This is a genomic window from Segatella buccae ATCC 33574, from assembly GCF_000184945.1.
Lineage (GTDB): Bacteria > Bacteroidota > Bacteroidia > Bacteroidales > Bacteroidaceae > Prevotella > Prevotella buccae.
The window spans coordinates 764,632-780,713 of sequence record NZ_GL586311.1 but is presented as its reverse complement, the minus strand read 5'-3'; the positions used below and the strand labels follow the sequence as shown (position 1 = coordinate 780,713).

Here is a 16,082-nt window from a genome sequence, read left to right as displayed (position 1 = left end):
AGAAAGATGAGTGTGGAAAAATTGCGTGTAAGCCTTTTTCGAATTCTTTAATAGTTTGTGCTATATGATGGATTTGCCCTTGTTCAGTTCCCCAAAGGGTTAATTAAGACATCACCTATCACCCCTTGTTCAGTCCTTCCAACCCCCTAACTTAGGGGGCTTAGACACTCCATTACCACCTATCACCTACCACCTATCACCTATCACCTTTATTCCACCGACAAGGAAACCGATTGCAGGTCATCGGTTCTTGAAGAGCTGCCTATCATGATGGTGAAGGTGCCTTTCTCCACACCGTATTTCATGTCGGCATCGTAGAAGGCCAGCGTCTCCGGAAGAATATCAAACGATATCGAACGGGTTTCCCCCGGTTTCAGGGAGATGCGCCTGAAGCCTTTAAGTTCCTTGACCGGTCGGGTGGCAGAGCTGTAATCGTCTCTGATGTAGAGCTGCACCACCTCTTCAGCTTCACGGTCGCCCGTGTTCGTCACATCGACTGTGGCATTCGCAGCCCCGTCGGGTGGCATCCTGGCCGCAGACAGTCTGACGGGGGAATAGCTGAATGTGGTGTAACTCAGTCCATAACCGAATGGATAGAGCGGGTCCGACTTTCCTGTGGCGTATGGAAAGCGGTTGGCCCAAAACTTGTGGTTGTAATAACAACCTATCTGGCCTGTGCTCCGTGGAATGGTTATCGGCAGTTTGGCCGACGGGCAGATGGCCCCATAGAGAATTTCCGCCACCGCCTGTCCGCCGAGCGAGCCGGGTTCCCAAGCTTCAAGGATGGCCGGAACGTTTTCAGCTATCCACTCCGTCGTGAGCGGTCGGCCGTTCACCAGAACAACCACCGTGGGCACTCCCGTTGCCACGACCGCCTCGACGAGTTGCTCCTGCAATCCCGGCAACGACAGTTCGTAGCGGTCGCTGTTTTCACCGCAAGTCTTTTCTTTCCAGAAATACCTCATGGAGTTTTCGCCCACCACGAGAATGGCAAGGTCGGCTTTTCGGGCTCGGAGAGTCGCCTCATCCACCTGTTGTGGGGTGAGCCCTTGCACGTTGCGGCCTATGTCCTGATAATCTATCTCGGCATCGGAATCTTGCTGTCTGATGCCTTCAAGCACCGTGGTGACACGGTTATCCGGCTGTTCAAAGCTCCAGTCGCCGAGGATAGACTGGTTGTCGGCATTGTGTCCTGTCACGAATATTCTTTTATACCGCCCCTTTTGCAGCGGGAGAAGCCCTTTCTCATTTTTCAGCAACACAACTGAGCGGCGGGCTATCTCGAGTGCCGTTTGCTGATGGGTGCCTGTGAACACGACCTCTCCCACCTTCCCGGGGGCGACAAAGGGATTCTCAAACAGTCCCAAGCGGAATTTGGCCTCGAGTATCCTGCCCACGGCAGCATTGATGAGGGCGGGATCTATTCTGTTTTCCCGGATGCCCTCCAGCACATATTCGGCAAATCCCGGTCCGTGCATGTGCATTCCTATGCCGGCATTGACTCCCGTGAGGCAAGCCTCTTTGACGGTGGGAGCCGTGCCGTGGAAATCATTCATGCGCTCGATGTCCATCCAGTCGCTCACCACGATTCCCTTGAACCCCCATTCCTTTTTCAGCAAGTCTGTCAGTAGCCAGCGGTTTCCATGGCAGGGTATGCCGCTCAGGTCGTTGTGGGAAGGCATGAGCGAGAAGACACCGGCGTCTACACATTTCTTGAAAGGAGGCAGGAACACCTCCCGCAGCATACGTTCAGACATGTCGGCCGGCGAACCGTTTATGCCGTTGCTGGTGAGGCTTCCCCCCACAAGATGCTTCACGCAGGCCATCACTTTGTCTTGTCCGCTGAGCCTGTCGGTCTGCAATCCTTTCACTGTGGCTATGCCCATTTGCCCCACGAGGTAAGGGTCTTCGCCGAAAGTTTCGCCTATGCGTCCCCACCGGGTGTCGCGAGCCACCTCCACATTGGGTGCGTAGGCCCACTGCATGCCACATGCCCTCATCTCCAAAGCCGTTTCGCGCGACATGCGTTCAATGAGCTCGGGAGCGAACGTGGAAGCCTGGCCGATGGGGGTGGGGTAGACCGTGGCCCCGTGATAGAGTCCGTTGCCATGGAGCGCGTCCACTCCGATGAGCAGCGGTATCTTGAGCCGACTTTGCCGGGCCAGTTTTTGCAGATAATTGGCTTCCTCTGTTGTCACCACGTGGAGGAACGACCCTATCAGCCCCTTACGGGTCATCTCCCGTATATCCTCAAGCGTGTATCCCGGATAATAGCCCTCGGCATGGCTGTTTTTCAACTCCTCTTCGGTGAGGGTCTTCTGTGCGTTGAGCATGTGGGCGATGCCCACATACTGGCACATCTGCCCCACTTTCTCCTCAAGAGTCATGCGACCCATCAAGTCGGCCACGCGCTGTTCTACGGAAAGGTTACTGTTGGTGTAGTCCATGACCTTTTTAGGACTCGCCCCGGAGACAAGCCCTAAAAGCAGGCCTGTTAAAAACAATCTGAACATAGACGGACAAGTTTTTGTTTTTTAGAAATTAAGGGAGCTGTCGGAAGCCGGAAGCATTTGTTCTATATGTTGCGGGTGTTCAGAAGCATAGGGGGCAGGCCCGGCGGCTTCTCAGGCCGGCATCCGAGGCACCTCCCCCTTCCTGTCTCCTTTCTTCCCTTTCCGCGGGATTTATGGAGGCACTGTTGCCTATTTCACGATAAATTTCTTACCCCCCTTGATGTAGATGCCCTTCGGCAGACCGTTTTCCGACACTCTCACACCGCTGACGGTGTAGGTAGGTGCATCGGCAGCGTGGGCAGCCTGGATGTCTCCAATGCCGGTGAGTTCCCGCTTTTCCACAAACCGAATGTCGTCGATCCATATTTCGGAAGGCGTGTTGCCCGGTCGCAGATAGAGTTGGTTCACAAGGTCTGTTTTCACCCCGGCATCGATATAGGCCTCTTCCCATTTGTCGGCCTCTGAGGGCGTGTATCCTGTGAAATGCGATTCATCCCCCTTGATGAAATTGACGGTGATGACATCTGTCGCAGGTTTGCGGACTTTGAAATACAGATATTTCAGTCCCCCCTCGTCGTTGGTCACAGGAACGGCCATATTTTCTCTGACAGCCCCTTTCCAGTTGCTGCTCTTGTCCATCTTGACATGAAGCACTTTGTTGCTTGGGTTCACAGCGTCTTTTGCAGGATTGTCCACCACTTCCACGGTGATTCCCGAAGCGTCTTTATAGGAGTGCCACGTTCCGATGTTGCCATCCTCAAACGTGTCGTTGATATTGGTTTCCTCCGGTGTGGGAGGAGGGGTGGGAGTGCGCTTGTTTGAGAAGTAGATGTCGTCGATGTATATCTTCGATGCCGTCTTAGAGAAAAAGCGCAGGCTGACAGCCGTCCCGTTTTTGTCGGGTTTGAAGTTGTGGTAGATAGACACGACGACCTCCTCCCACTCTCCCTTTTTGGTGTATGGAGCCCCTGACCACGCCGTGGTGTTGTCTCCGCTTCCTTCGCTGTTTTTGCAAGCCACCGTGATCGTGTGTGCCACATCGGCCAGCACTTTCAGATGAATATACTTGAAGTCGCTCGAGCTCACCTTCAGCTCAAAACCTTCTTTGACAGCACCATAAGGGTTGGCCATGTCGTCTTCCTGTATGAGGAGTACTTTGCTGCTGTTGTTTGCCCCTGCCACGAGTGGGTTGTCCACCACGGAAACGTGCGAGGTTGTCGGGCCTCCCTCCTGATAGGCAAAGGCCTTCCACCCATTTGCCATACCGTCTTCAAACGTGTCGTAAAATGACTTTCCGTCCTGTGCATGAACCGTCAGCCCCATGAGCAGGGCAATGGCTGTGAATAGATATTTTCTCATAATTGTAAGTTTTAAAGGTTATGACGATGTTCTTCTTCTACTTGGTGTAATCCTTCATTTTGTCGCGATAGTATCTTACGAAGTCTTTCCAATGATAGTAAGGGGCCGGATCGCCCTTGATGGGCAGTGTTGCCTCGTTTTCGTTGAGCAGTATCTTGACCAGCACATCATTGTCCTTTATATCCCTGCGATAGAATATAAATTGGATGTTGCTTGCCATTGGGAAAATCTTAGAGCAGTTCCAGTTCTCTTCAGTCAGTCGTGAAAGGTCGTGAATGCTGCGTCCTATGTCGTTGATATCAAGCAGGCAGGCCAATGTCAGAATCACCGCGTCGTGGCCGAAGCGCAGCGTGGCACCGGGATGCTCCTCCCCGAAGGCCTTGTCGGCAGTGTCTATTATATTGTTCAGCAGGTTGCACTGTGCAAACGGCTGCATCCCCCCGTTAAGCGGGTAGCCTGCAAAGTAGGCATACCACCATCCGTTGTCCTTCTGCCAGCACGAGTAAAAGTCGTCAAAGGTCAGCAGGTCGTTGAAGGAAAGGCTGTCGCATAGGCCCGTGTTCCTGAGATTGGAGGCTATGGCGTAGAGGTCGCAATAGATTTTATAGCGGTTGCCCATTCCGCGGCGGATGAACTCTTTGTCGGAAATCAGCTGTTCGAGTGCCGCTTGGGGGTGTATGACCGTGCCGTAGAATGTCCTGAAGGCCTTCTCCAACTCTGCCGACTTCTGCATTTCTATCAGGCGTTTGTCCTGATGGTTCATATAGCTCATGTCGCGATGAGCGGCATCGACCGTTATCTTCAATTCCGGGTTTAATGCAAGTAGTTGTTGCACGGCATATTCCATCGACAGGATGCAGCGCGGAACGAGCGTACTGCGGGCATCTATCTTGACAGGGCCCGTGAAGATTTCGGGATAATTGCCGAACATGCGGCGGGCAATGCCTTTGTGCTCTTCTGCCCCCAAGCGTGTCAACTCTCCGTAGCGCCCTTCGGCATCGGTTGCTATGCGTTGCAGCTTTTGCAGTGTTTCTTTGCCTTTGGGCGTGAGGCAACCCGCAGAGTCGGCCCTCATCAGTGCTCTCACGGGCCGTTCGTAGTCGTCGCGGGAGAGCAGATATCGTGAACCGTGGCGGCCGTAATGGCTGATGTAAAAAGGCCGTTTCCCTTTAGGGGGAGCCGTGAGACGAGATTGCGGCCCGGGATAGGGGCATAGGTTTCCTCCCGTCATGGTCGGACGGGCCAACATTTCCTCTCTCACTTTCTGTGCATTTGCACCGGCAGAGAGGCAGAGCAACAACGCGATAAGGAGAAGTCTGTTCATAGGTGGTTTCATTGGATGATGGCATGATAAAGTTCTTCATTGGCAATCTCTCCGTTTTCTTTGCAGAAAGAATAGCCTCCGCCCTTATATTCCCAGTAGGAATAGGCTATGCCTGCTGCTGCCAGAATGGAGCTTACGTCGGCGGTCCAGGCTATGCGTGCAGTCCGTGGCGCATAGTGGTAGCAGCCGTATTCACCGCAATAGAGTTGAACGCCGCCCAATTCCTTTGCCCGCTTCACGGCTTTTTCGATTTCTTTCTCCAGTGTTTTTCGGTCGTAGGAGCCCACTTGTCCACGTATGTAATTCTGTTGTTCTTTCGTGAGCGCATTGAAGTCTTCGGCACTGATGAGCTCTCCCGGATAGTTCACGTTGCAGGCTATGTCCTTGTAGCCGGTCCATTCGCTACGGTAGTGAGTCAACAGATGGGGAGTGTAGAAATGGAAAGTCAGGATGATGTTTGCATCTTTCCGCGGCAGTGTCAATGTCCCGAGTTGGTTGATGTTGTTCCAACCGTTGGGGCCGATGATGAGCTTGCGCTCGGGTTGGGTGGCCCGGATATCCCTTACAAGGTTGGCCGAGAGGGCATTCCATTGTGTCGCGTAGGGAGCCACGGGCTCGTTCAGCAACTCAAATGCCACCAAATCGTTTGGATAGGCACTCAGTTCCTCTGCCAGAATCTTCCACTCTTTCCGGAATTTTTCCTGTTCGGCGAGTTTCAGCCACAAGCGCCGGGCAGCTTTGTAGCCCGTTGCCGACGCGTTGATTGCCTTGTCGTTGTGGGAGCGTAGGGTGTGCATATCCACTATGATCTTCATTCCGGCAGTCTGGCACCAGCCGATACAGTCTTTCAGCAGTCCTAAAGCCTCCTCGTCGATGACACCCTTTTTGTCGAAAATCTGTTCCTCGTCGACCGGCAATCTTAAATGGTCAAATCCCATAGCTTTCAGTTTCTGCACTTCGCTTTGCGTGAAGAAGTTGCGGCGCTCATCGCCCCGCTTCGAGCTGGCAGCCAGCCAATGGGAGACGTTCACCCCTTTTTTGATGTCAAAAGGAGTGACTGTCAGTGGTTCTATCTGCTCTTCCGCATTGGGGTCGATGATGATTTGCTCGGCTTTGTCGGAACAGGATAGCATCGCCATCGTTATGACGGCAATCGGTATCCATAGCAAAAATCTTATATTTTTCATGTTCTGTCTTTTGAGTTTGGTGTGATTTGCATGTTTATGGGTCTTGTGTCGGTTTCCCCACTTTGATGATGGCTTCGCGGCTGGTTTCATATTTTGGAGTCTTGACAACCAACTTGACATGGAAGCGGCCCTCGGCCGGAGGTACGAAACGGAAGCCCACCCCCCGATGCACTTCTACGTTGTCTATATACCATATCCCCTCACAATACTGCGATGGGGTGTACTGCACGTTGATATACAGCACTTTGTCCAAGGCCGTGCTGAATTCTCCCAGGTTGCCTTTCTTGTCTTTTTCAGGCCAGCGGCCGAATATGCGCGGATATTCAGCGTCGGTGAGCACGGGGGAGTCCACTTCATCGTTGTCGCAACTCACCGATACGACCGATACGGCCAGACAACTTATCAAGATGAATAATATCCTTCTCATAACTTTTAGCGTTTTATCCATGTTAGTCTGTTTGTTCATTTGGCCCACCACACGGGCTTGTTCCAGTTGTCGGAACCTCCGAGCCGCTGTATGGCTTCATCGTAGCTGGCTTTGTTGTACGAACTCTCGAAGATGGGATAGCAGAGCCTTAGTGGAGTCTCTTGCGAGTTAATGCATTTCGCCCCGTATTCGGGGGAAGGCTTCAGCTGTGGATAACCGCTGCGGCGCCAGTTGGAATAGCCCTCCCAAAGGTTGTTGAAATGGAGTATCCACAGTTGGGTGTTGATAGCCTTGAGCTGTCCTTCCAAGTCATCGGGCACCCCATTGGCCGAGAGGTAACCGTCAATGTCGCTGTCATTAAATTTATCGGCACCGAACTTTTCAAGGAAATGAAAAGCTGCTCTCACCCCTTTTCCGTATAGAGCGGATACACTCTCGCCTCCGACATCTGCTCCCCAGCGCGCCACAGCCTCTGCCAACAGCAGTTGGGTTTCGGCATAAGTCATGATCACGCCCGGAGAAGTGAGTTGCAGGAAGATGTTGTTCACCTGCGGACGGCACTCCTTCATTACCCATTTTTTGGCAATCTTGCTCCAATATCCGCTCGGCCATTTATCATACCAGAAGAATCCCGGCTCCACGGGTTGGAACTTAGCGTTGGATGAAGGATCGCGCATCTCATCGGTGATGTCGTGTCGTTCCAACGGTGCATTGGGCGATGACTCATCATACGTGCGGCAATAGACGAACAGCCTTGGGTCTTCGGTTTCTTCAAGATGGTTGAAAAAGGTGGAGCAGATGTACATCGTGGGATATTCCTCGCGTCCACGCATCAGTTGTGCGATGCCGCTTCGCCTATATTCCTCGTTGGTCCAGTCAAACAGGTTGCTGACATATTTGACCAATGCCTCGTCGGCAGAAGTGTCTATGATTCCTTCCTCGTTGTGTGTAGCCTTGATGGCTTCCTGTTTGGCCAGCTCAGGAGCGGCATTCACCATCCTCAATGCGTAGCGCAGATGTAGGGAATTGGCCAGTTTTTTCCATTTCTTCACATCCCCATTATAGATAATGTCACCGCTCACTTGTTCTTCGGATTTGGTATCAAGTGAGTCTGCGGCCACCTGTAGTTCGTTCATGAAGTCTTTGTAAATATCCTCCTGCTTGTCAAACTTCGGCTGTACAATGCCTTCGATATAGCCTTTGCCTGCTTCCGAATAGGGTACGTCTCCATACACATCGGTGATGATGCCGAAGACGTAAACCTTGAATATGCGAGCCATATAGTGCAGGTTGCGATGCTTTGTGCTGCTTGTTTTATTGATGATGTCAACAAGTTCCTTCACCGTCAGCGGATACATCTTCTCATAAATGTATCCCATATACTGTGTGTTTTTGAGATATTGGCCGCCATAGTTGGTAATCCCCCAGTCCCCCATCAGATATTGGCAGAAAGGAGCCATATATTTGAGGGCGGTCTCCTGATAGATCCAGTATCCCCATACCTGGGCTTCGCAAGTTGAGAATTGTAAGTTCGGATCTATTTTTGTGGCCTTTGTGGGGTCGGTGTTGAGTCGCTCGAACGCATCGTCATCGCAGGAGCCAAGGGCGAAAGCCAGCAAGCCGAATGCGCAGAGGGCAAGATTTCTTATCCGTTTCATTGTTTTTATCAGAATTTTAGGTTTACATTTAATCCGAAGCTTCTCCTTGAAGGAAGCGAGCCAAACTCAAGTCCCATGCCCGTCCCGTTGTTGTAGTTGGAGTCGGGGTCGATGTTGGGGACATTCTTGTAGATGTTGAATAGATTGCGTGCCACGAAAGAGAGCGTCAGTGCATTCAGCGACTTGCCCAACAATTTGCGTGGGAAGACGTAAGAAAGGGTCAGTTCGCGCAGTTTCACATACGAGTTGTCGTAAATGAAGGGGCGTGCCGTCTGTGTGCTTACATACGCCCAATACACCTGTGGGTCTACATAAATGTCGTTGGGCTTGTAAGTTCCGTCGTCTTGTTGTATGACTCCCTTGGCCACATATCCTCCGGTAGCCTTCCAAGCTGCGGGCGTGACTCCGGCCTCCAGACGTTTTTCTTCTGACTGATACCATGCATCGCGGCCCTCGAGTGTGTCTTTGTGCTTGCCTGTGGCATAGGCCGACCGTGCCGACATGGAATACAAGTCGGCTCCCACTTTGACGTCGAAGATAGCTCCGAGTGAAAAGTTCTTGTATCTCAGATTGGTCGTGATGCCACCTGTCCAGTCCCACGAGGCATTGCCGAGCACTTTCAGGTCGTCGGTCATCTTGGGCAGCCCGCTTGTTCCGTCGATAATGATGTCGCCGTTTTCGTTGCGCAGGAAGTCTTTTCCCATGATACAACCATAGTTTTCTCCCACCTTTGCCACCACTTTGACGCCAAGCCATCGGGCCGATGCCAGTTCGAATTCATCGATTCCGTTGGCGAGTTCTTTTACTTTATTGGAGTTTTTGGCAAAGTTCAGATTAAGATCCCAGCTGAAGTCTTTCAGTTCGATGGGCCGTGTGTTCAACACGATTTCCACCCCTTTATTTTCTATGTCTCCGGCATTGATGAGTTGGTAGTTGTAGCTGGAGGCGTAAGATGTGTTCATGCGCAGTATCTGGTCTTTACTGTGCTGGTTGTAGTAGGTGAAGTCGAGTCCTATCCGGTTTTTCAGGAATCGCAATTCGAATCCGAGTTCCACCGAACCGGTCATGGTCGGCTTGAGATTCCGGTTGGGAATGACATCGCTTGAAATCATCGCCATCGGATATTTGCCAAAACTGTTGGGTGTCATCTCGTATGAAAGGGTCATCATGTAGGGGGCTGTGTCATTACCCACCTTGGCCCAAGAGGCCCTTACCTTTCCGTATGGCAGTATTCTTTTTCCGGTCTTCAGCAGTTCGGAGAAGAGCAGACTTCCCGAAACGGAAGGATACCAGTACATGTTGTTGTTTCTCGGGAGGGTGGACGAGTAGTCGCCACGCAGCGTCATGTCCATGAAGGCGAAGTTGTCGTAGGCCAGATTCAAGCTTCCGTAGACCGAGTTGATTTGCTTGCGATAGGTGTCCAGCCTTATTTTCTTTTCCATGAAACTCTGTGGAGCTTGCGCATCGGTCATTATCATGTTTTGCGCCGTGACGACGGTGGTCTTGTTGTCCACCTTATAGAGGTTGCCTCCGAGCGTGGCCCCATAGTCCCATTTCCGGTAGCGGTCTTTGTATATGGCAAGAAATTCGGCATTGTACATGCGGTTCTTGTAATCCTTGGTGACAAGTTGTCCCAACTCCCTTCCCGGTGACGACGGGTAAGCGAAGTCGTTGAATACAAGATTGTTGATATCAGCTCCGAGTGTGGTTTGCAGCGTGAGCTGTTTCATCACCTTGTAGCGAATCACCGCAGCCCCTTTGTAGTTGTCCTTCTTCGTGTCGTTCGACATTTTGTTCAACACCCAGTAGGGATTGATGTTGTACACATCGCCATTGTTCCAGTTGTAGTATCTTCCGTTTTCATCCTCATAGTTGTCACGCAACCACGCTTGATCAAATGTCGTGGAAAGCGTCATCAGGTTTTTGGCTATGTTGGCCCGATGGTCGGCTACGGCCGGCCGGTTTTTCACATTTTCGCGGGTATAGGTCATCTTGAAGTCCAGATCCAGCGTTCCGGCAATGTTGGTGTTGGCCCGCAGGTTGATGATGTTGCGTGCCATGTGTGTTTTGGGGATGAGGTCTTTGTCGCGCATGTCGGTATAGGTAGCCCGGATGCCGGTCTTGCCCATTTTCTTGCTGACGATGAGCGAGTTGGAAGTGTTGATTCCCGTGCGGAAAAAGCCGTCGATATTGTTCTTGATCACAACGTATGGGCGTGCTTTGCCGTCGAAGTAAGTGAGATAGAGTCCCGGGTCTATGCGCGGCCCCCAGTTGCGGTTTGATGAATATCGGTCGTCGGAAAGGGAGATGCGTCCCTCGCTGCCCTGTCCGAATTCATATTGCACATTGTTCCACTTGGTGAGCTGTGTCTCGAAAGTTGTGGTGCTGTTCAGTTCTACCGAGAAGTCTTTCTTGCCATCGGCTTTCTTCGTGGTGATGAGAATGACACCGTGCGAAGCCCGGCTGCCGTACAGGGCCGATGCTGCCGGTCCCTTGAGTACCGACAGACTCTCGATATCATCGGGATTGATGCTCGATATTCCGTCGCCGAGATCGAATCCTCCCCATTGGTCGGAACTGTCGAAATTGGTGTTGTCCATCGGTACGCCGTCTACCACATACAGTGGTTGGTTATTGCCTGTAAGTTCGGTGCTTCCGCGGAGTATCACCCGGGTGGAACCTGCGGGCCCCGTGGCCGTCTTAGACACGGTGAGTCCGGCCACCTTCCCGGCCAACGAGTTGACTACATTCACTTCTTTGGCTTTCTGCAACTCCTCGCCCTTTACCTCTCCGAGCGAGTAGCCCAATGCCTTGCGGTCGCGCTTGATTCCAAGGGCGGTGATGACCACTTCGTTGATCTGGTGTACATCTTCCTTGAGTACCACCCGCATCGGTCTGCCCTTTGCGACTTTCACTTCCTGCGTCACATACCCGATGTAGCTTACAACGAGCGTGGCATTGTCTGCCGCCTCAAGACCAAACCGGCCGTCCATGTCAGTGACCGTGCCTGTCTTGGCGCCTTTGACCATTACGCTTGCACCGATGATGGGCTCGTTGCCCGTGTCGACAACGACGCCGGTCGCCCTCGGTGTCTGCGCTGCAATCTCAGACTGTTGCAGCACGCTGCCACCCGATAAGGGAAAGAGCATCAGGAGCGTAGAAATTAGAAATAGGATAACTTGTCTTCTCATTGTATTTGTGTAATAAATAGGTTTTATGGTTTTGATGTTTTTCGGTTGTCCGAATCCTTGTTTCCTGTGCCAAAATTAGGCTTTAGCGGCTAAACAGAGGTTTGTTTTTTATCGGAAAACCTTTAAAAATCGTCATTTTCGCCGATTTCGTTGCCATTTGGAGAGGCTGGCGGTGCTGTCCGCGTGGTTACACCATAGATGGCTGACGGTCGCATAAAAGCCGACTGCACACACGATTATGTAAAATCATTCGCATTTTACAGTGTTTTTTCTTACTTTTGCAAAAGAACCATTATAACCATCTACTCTTCCATGAAACGAAACCTGCCATTGATACTTTTTCTTGTTTGTCTCATCTGCCGTGTATCGGTAGATGCGCGTACCGGAACCGATGGACTCCGAATGCCCGACAGTGGCATGTTCGATTATCATCAGCTTACCACCCATGACGGACTGAGCAACTTGCGCGTGTTCTCGCTGTGCCGGGATGTGCGGGGCCGAATGTGGATTGCCACCAAGTCGGGGGTAGACTGCTATGACGGAAGGAGCGTGAAAAACTACGTGCTCTTCGGCCGCGGTGTCACCGAAGACAGCATGGGTCGCATCATCAAGCTCTGCGAGGATGGGGCCCGGTGCCTGTGGGCCTACACCAATTCTGGAAAGATATATCGTCTGGATGTCTATGCCGATAAGTTTGTCTTGCAGGTTGACATGGCCGACAGGTTGCACAGATCCGTCTATCTGAACAGTCTGGCGATAGATGGCGGCACGCTCTATGCGGCCACCTCGGTGGGCTCATTCAGGATAGATGCGACGAGAAAGATAACATTGGTTTGCCGGCAGAAGACCGTCGATGTTGTCACCGACGCTCACAGTCTTTACCTTGCCACCGTCAAAGGGGTTTGCCGCATGGGCAAGGGGCGGGATAAGCGTGCTGCCCGTTACATCCTGCAAGGCTGCGAACCGCACACCATCTATGTGGATGCAAAGACAAATCTCCTTTGGGTGGGAACCGTGGACAGGGGGCTGATGTTGTATGACTTGAAAGGCAGGCGGCCGGCCGGCTCCTCCCGTCTTGCTTCGGTGATGCCTCACAAGACCTATCGGTGCCTCACTCCTTATGACGAAAACACCATGCTCGTCGGTATCGACGGCGAAGGCATCTATGCGGTGCAGCGTGACGGCGGTGGGGCTTGGCCTCTGATGCGTGCCGATGGCAATGGCAGCGGACTGAAGTCGGACGATATTTACAGTCTGTTGTGCGATGGCAGAAACATCTGGGTGGGGAGTTTTACGGAGGGAGTGACCGTGTGCAATCTGTCTAACTTCCGTTATCGTGTAATCAGACATGAGCCCAACAATCAGCAAAGTCTTGTCGACAATCACGTGAATGCCGTTATCGAAGACCGCAAGGGCAATCATTGGTATGCCACGGACAACGGACTCAGTGTATGCAACGCTTCAGGACAGTGGCGGCATCTCCATCCCGGCAAGGTGTTTCTCACTCTTTGTCTTGGAGCTGACGACGAGGTGTGGGCCGGCAGCTACGGCAATGGCGCCTATTGTCTCCGATGCGACGGCACCACAGTGCGGCATCTCACCACCGACAACTCCGGTCTCTCCACCAATCTGATATTCTCCATCTGCCGCGATGCCGAGGGCAATCTGTGGATGGGAGGCCAGCGGGGCGGGCTCACAAGGTGTGCCACCGGTGGACAGGGCCGGGCCACCACCTTCTCCGACAATGGCATCGGGTTTGTCCACCACATTGTCGCCATGGGGCCAAATGTGCTCGCTGTGGCCACGGCCAACGGCTTTTATACGGTGGATATACGCAGTGGGGAGAAGAGAAAGTTTTTCGACTATCCGAAGAACTATGGTGTCAGAAGCAACAGCTACATCAATTACATCAGGCCGGCGGGCAAGGCCAAGATGTGGTTGGCCACTGATGGCGGAGGGCTCGTCATGCTGGACATGCGCACGGGGAGGGCGAGGGTCTACACGACAGGCGAAGGGTTGCCGTCCAACTATGTTTACAGTGTGTCTGCCGACAGCATGGGGAGAATATGGGTGAGCACGGATCTGGGGCTGGCCTATATGTCTTTGGACAGAGACGGCCACGGAAGATTCTCCACGCTGAGTACACTCAACGAGCAGGTGAGCTGCTACAAGCGGGCCGCTTTTGCGTGTCTGGCCAACGGCAACTTCGTCTATGGCAGCAACAGCGGCGCGGTGGAGTTTAATCCCCGCTCGTTTACGAACTACAGCTATCGCGCTCCGCTGTTTATCAACGGTCTCAACGTGTCCCATTCCTCCGACAATGTATGGGCGAAGCGGGATGCGGAAATCAATGAGATGCTCCTGAAAGACGGGCGCATGCGGCTGAGACACGGCGAAAACACCTTCACGCTGGCTTTTTCCTCCGTGTCGTTCCAGTATCAGAATGACATTCTCTACACCTATTGTCTGAAAGGTTTTGACAAGGAATGGTCATCGCCGTCGGCCGACATCATGGCGAGATACACCAACATTCCGCCCGGCGACTACACATTCCGGGTGAAGAGCATCAGCCGCAACACCCATCACACGGTGGGGGAGGCCTCGCTGCCCATCCACATAGCCGCCCCCTGGTGGGACACACCGTGGGCCCGACTGGCCTATATGTTGCTTTTCGCGGCGATGCTATACGGGTTGTGGCGCAGTTACAACGACCTGCAAGAGAAGAGATATTTTGAGAGCCGACTACGATTTTTCGTCAACATCGCGCATGACATACGCACACCTGTGACCCTCATCATAAGTCCGTTGAACGACTTGTACAAGAACAGGCTGCTGGCCTCCGACGACCGCAGACTCCTCTCCCTTGCCCTCGTCAGCGCGCAGAGGCTGTACGGATTCACCACCGAACTGTTGGATTTCCAGAAACTCGACCTCGACTCGGTGAGGGGCAAGCGGATGAAAGTGACCCGTTGCGACCTCAGGGCCTATCTGGAAGAAATGGTGGAGTCGTTCCGTCCGCTGTTGATAGAAAAGAAGATAACAGTCCGCCTCGTCTTGCCGAAAGAGGAGACGGTCGTGTGGCTGAACCGGAAGAATATTGACCATGTGTTGTACAATATCATGTCCAATGCCGTGAAATACAACCGTGAGGAAGGCAAAATCATCGTCCGTCTCTCCCAAGGCAAGCGTGGAGTGACCATTGCCGTGAGAGACACGGGCATCGGCATTCCCCGCAGGTCGCAGAAAAAACTTTTCTCCATGTTCTTCCGCGCAAGCAATGTCGCCGACAGCAACCGAAGCGGGCACGGGATAGGTTTGGCCTTTGCCCGTCGCATCATGAAGATGCACAAGGGCGAAATATCTTTCGAGAGCGTGGAGGGCAGGGGGACCACCTTCTTTGTCACCTTCAGAAGCGGATGCCGGCATTTCAGAAAGTCGGCCATTGTCGGTTCTACTCCGATGCCTGTCCTGCCCACGGTCGGAACACTCCCTTTGTCTCCTGCCGCAGCAGAGATGCCTTCGGCTCCGGCGGTGACTTCACCTAAGAGCCGGCTGATGGTCGTTGAAGACAATGACGACTTGCGTTTCTATCTGCGTCACATCTTCGAACAAGAATATGAGGTGGTAGACAAACCCGATGGAGATGCGGCCTTGGAGTATCTGAAAAGCCAGACAGTGGATCTCATTGTCAGCGACATCATGATGCCGGGCATACAGGGCGATGAGATGTGCAGGCTGATCAAGCAAAACGTGGAGACTTCGCACATTCCCGTGATTCTGCTCACGGCCAAGGCCGGGCGCGACCACATGCTGAAGGGATTGGAGGGCGGGGCCGATGATTTCATCGCCAAGCCGTTCGACGCTGATGTGCTCAAGGCCAAAGTGCGCACAATGATTCACAACCGCAACAGGTTGAGAGAAAAGATCATGGCGCAATATAAAGAACCTCCAACTGCTTCCGCCCCGCTTTCCGACACTGCCGGAGGCACCGCTGCCGGGGTGCAGCTTTCCCAAATAGACAGAGATTTTCTGGATCGCTGCAACACCTACATCATGGAGAATATCGGCGAGGGCGACCTGAATGTCACGGCGTTGTGCCGGGAAACGGCTATGAGCCGCACGCTGCTCTATGAAAAACTCAAGGCACTTACGGGCAAGTCGCCCGGTGAGTTTATCACCATCATCCGCATGAGGGAGGCTGCCGCCCGGTTGAGGCAGGGAGAGGCGGTGCAAGATGTGGCAATGAAAGTGGGATTTCCCGATGCCAAATACTTTAGCACAGCCTTTAAGAAGCATTATGGTGTGCCACCCAGCAAGTATGCAGGCAAAACTTTGCCCGCCTAGATGGTTCTCCACCCGATGCGGAAGTCTTTATATGTGTCAAATCCTTTCATACCGCATTTGCATTCGGGCTGAAAAAAAT

Annotated in this window: 8 protein-coding genes; 1 reads left to right on the top strand and 7 read right to left on the bottom strand. The window is 52.7% G+C overall.

The genetic code is table 11. The annotated features are described in order from the left end of the window. Positions 1–209: 209 nt before the first annotated feature. From HMPREF6485_RS02865 to HMPREF6485_RS02835, 7 genes are all read right to left on the bottom strand, one after another. A complete protein-coding gene (locus HMPREF6485_RS02865; RefSeq protein ID WP_004344551.1) occupies positions 210–2,513 on the bottom strand; it encodes a glycoside hydrolase family 3 N-terminal domain-containing protein in 2,304 nt (767 codons plus the stop codon). A gap of 189 nt (positions 2,514–2,702) precedes the next feature. Continuing rightward, entirely contained in the window at positions 2,703–3,872 is a 1,170-nt protein-coding gene (locus tag HMPREF6485_RS02860) for a hypothetical protein (protein ID WP_004344549.1), read from the bottom strand. Between the two features lie 37 nt (positions 3,873–3,909). After that, on the bottom strand, positions 3,910–5,196 hold the full coding sequence (locus tag HMPREF6485_RS02855) for a histidine-type phosphatase (RefSeq protein WP_044125768.1): 1,287 nt from the start codon (positions 5,194–5,196) through the stop codon (positions 3,910–3,912). Positions 5,197–5,204: 8 nt separating this feature from the next. Beyond that, positions 5,205–6,383 carry a glycoside hydrolase family 5 protein gene (locus HMPREF6485_RS02850; RefSeq protein WP_004344546.1) on the bottom strand — a complete coding sequence of 393 codons (1,179 nt, stop codon included), beginning with the start codon at positions 6,381–6,383 and terminating at the stop codon, positions 5,205–5,207. A 34-nt stretch (positions 6,384–6,417) separates the two neighbouring features. Then, positions 6,418–6,810 carry a hypothetical protein gene (locus HMPREF6485_RS02845; protein ID WP_004343663.1) on the bottom strand — a complete coding sequence of 131 codons (393 nt, stop codon included), beginning with the start codon at positions 6,808–6,810 and terminating at the stop codon, positions 6,418–6,420. Positions 6,811–6,845: 35 nt separating this feature from the next. Then, positions 6,846–8,468, bottom strand: a complete 1,623-nt coding sequence (locus tag HMPREF6485_RS02840) for a SusD/RagB family nutrient-binding outer membrane lipoprotein (RefSeq protein ID WP_004344544.1) — start codon at positions 8,466–8,468, stop codon at positions 6,846–6,848. A gap of 8 nt (positions 8,469–8,476) precedes the next feature. Next, on the bottom strand, positions 8,477–11,659 hold the full coding sequence (locus HMPREF6485_RS02835; protein WP_004344543.1) for a SusC/RagA family TonB-linked outer membrane protein: 3,183 nt from the start codon (positions 11,657–11,659) through the stop codon (positions 8,477–8,479). 312 nt (positions 11,660–11,971) lie between these two features. Between HMPREF6485_RS02835 and HMPREF6485_RS02830 the strand changes: the two genes are divergently transcribed. Next, positions 11,972–16,003 carry a hybrid sensor histidine kinase/response regulator transcription factor gene (locus HMPREF6485_RS02830; protein ID WP_248622222.1) on the top strand — a complete coding sequence of 1,344 codons (4,032 nt, stop codon included), beginning with the start codon at positions 11,972–11,974 and terminating at the stop codon, positions 16,001–16,003. Positions 16,004–16,082 lie beyond the last annotated feature (79 nt).

Bases quoted from the DNA above. Each gene is read 5' to 3' on its own strand.
- HMPREF6485_RS02845 (WP_004343663.1), bottom strand. From the start codon at position 6,810: ATGAGAAGGATATTATTCATCTTGATAAGTTGTCTGGCCGTATCGGTC.
- HMPREF6485_RS02850 (WP_004344546.1), bottom strand. From the start codon at position 6,383: ATGAAAAATATAAGATTTTTGCTATGGATACCGATTGCCGTCATAACG.
- HMPREF6485_RS02830 (WP_248622222.1), top strand. From the start codon at position 11,972: ATGAAACGAAACCTGCCATTGATACTTTTTCTTGTTTGTCTCATCTGC.
- HMPREF6485_RS02855 (WP_044125768.1), bottom strand. From the start codon at position 5,196: ATGAACAGACTTCTCCTTATCGCGTTGTTGCTCTGCCTCTCTGCCGGT.
- HMPREF6485_RS02865 (WP_004344551.1), bottom strand. From the start codon at position 2,513: ATGTTCAGATTGTTTTTAACAGGCCTGCTTTTAGGGCTTGTCTCCGGG.
- HMPREF6485_RS02835 (WP_004344543.1), bottom strand. From the start codon at position 11,659: ATGAGAAGACAAGTTATCCTATTTCTAATTTCTACGCTCCTGATGCTC.
- HMPREF6485_RS02840 (WP_004344544.1), bottom strand. From the start codon at position 8,468: ATGAAACGGATAAGAAATCTTGCCCTCTGCGCATTCGGCTTGCTGGCT.
- HMPREF6485_RS02860 (WP_004344549.1), bottom strand. From the start codon at position 3,872: ATGAGAAAATATCTATTCACAGCCATTGCCCTGCTCATGGGGCTGACG.